Source organism: Xanthomonas sp. MUS 060 (assembly GCF_000963215.1).
Lineage (GTDB): Bacteria > Pseudomonadota > Gammaproteobacteria > Xanthomonadales > Xanthomonadaceae > Xanthomonas_A.
The window spans coordinates 1-1,443 of sequence record NZ_JZIM01000085.1 but is presented as its reverse complement, the minus strand read 5'-3'; the positions used below and the strand labels follow the sequence as shown (position 1 = coordinate 1,443).

3 protein-coding genes are annotated in these 1,443 nt (G+C 47.9%); 2 read left to right on the top strand and 1 reads right to left on the bottom strand.

Going from position 1 to position 1,443, the window contains the following annotated elements; all coding sequences use genetic code 11:
- Positions 1-260: 260 nt before the first annotated feature.
- Positions 261-392, top strand: a complete 132-nt coding sequence (locus XANALMUS060_RS22810) for a hypothetical protein (protein ID WP_255352404.1) — start codon at positions 261-263, stop codon at positions 390-392.
- On the opposite strand, the gene XANALMUS060_RS20380 is transcribed toward XANALMUS060_RS22810, so the two are convergent.
- Entirely contained in the window at positions 362-1,057 is a 696-nt protein-coding gene (locus XANALMUS060_RS20380) for a hypothetical protein (protein WP_152640611.1), read from the bottom strand. The genes XANALMUS060_RS22810 and XANALMUS060_RS20380 overlap by 31 nt on opposite strands.
- A gap of 153 nt (positions 1,058-1,210) precedes the next feature.
- Between XANALMUS060_RS20380 and XANALMUS060_RS17065 the strand changes: the two genes are divergently transcribed.
- The coding region (locus tag XANALMUS060_RS17065; RefSeq protein ID WP_045739460.1) for a hypothetical protein at positions 1,211-1,443 on the top strand (233 nt) is incomplete at its 3' end.

The following is a 1,443-nucleotide window of genomic DNA, read 5'->3' as shown; positions in this document are numbered from 1 at the left end:
CAAGTGCTACATCGTCGCCTTCACCGGCGATCAGCGCTATCTGACCAAGGTGAAAATCGGCTCGCTATGCAAGGTGTTCAAGTATCCACCGGTGGCAGCTATCGCCACCGATGGCACTGCGCTGGATCAGGCAGGCTTGCAGGCATTCGTCCGTTCTGACTGAACCACCTCTTCGACTCGGGCGGACCGTTGCTGAGTCCGCCCCCACCGCGCCTACCACTGTCCATTTTGCAACCCATCCTTCCGAAGGAGGAATCGCCGTGCCTTTCATCGTGACGAAAACCACCACACGCCTGGCCATCGAAGTGCCTGGATTCAAAGACAGCGCCGATCTCGAGTTAGCGACCTCAATCGTCAACGATCATTTTTGCTCCGTCACTACCTCGGAATGAAGAATAGCGTAATCGAGCAGATCAATCACCTGCTGTGTACGCTCCTGACGAGGACGAACAAAGAGGCCAGCCAAATAAAAAATTGCAGCCAATATCAAAGGCGCCCAAAAGTACTTTGAATTATTGTTCTTTATCAAGGTTGATGCGGCCATCACCAAAGCTATAAGCGCAGGAAATATACCGATTTTGCGCAAATCCCCGATAAGCAAACCGACACGACCATCCAGGCCATCAAAGTGGCTTCGATAATGCATTCGCCCATATTCCAACGCAGCCTTTTCATAGCAGTGAAGCCGAGCTAGGAAATCAGCATCTGCCAACATGTCGATTTTTAGACGCAAGAATTGAATGGAGAATCCCCTCCTGCGATCTTCCCATAAAAACATGCCTTGACTCAATATTAAAGTCAGCAAGCAGGCCACGCCAATAAAACACAGTGCAACATAAAACAAATCAATCAAGAATAAATTTACTTCTGAAGGATGCTTATACTGCACTAATGCAGAAACAACAAGTAATGCTGCAACACCAAAATAAAGATAACCGGTCACTTTTTCAATCCAACGTATCCATGTCGGCGATCTAAATACCTCCTTATCACGTTTAACAATCGTCATTTCATGCAATAACGAAAACAGCGAAACGAGAGATTCCTGGTTGAGCATATTGATATCGAGTTCGTTGATCGAGCTGTCAAGATATCAGATAAATAGAGTCGCCGCCTCTAAATACCTATTTACTTAACTACCTATTTATTTAACTTCCCATTTATTTAACTACCTATTTATTTAACTCATTCGTCAAAAGGAGAAATCTCTGTGCCTTTCATCGTGACAAAAACCACCACCCGTCCAGCCAACGAAGTGCCTGGATTCAAAGACAGCGCCGATCTCGATCCAGAGGTTGCAACGTCCATCGCCAACGTCAGCCATGCGGTTCGCACGCATCCCGCCGTGCTATCCCGCTCGGTCGTGATGTCGGCGGACGGACTCACCAAAACGACGACCACCGTCTGGGAAAGCCAAGAGGCATATGACAGCTTCCAGGCCGC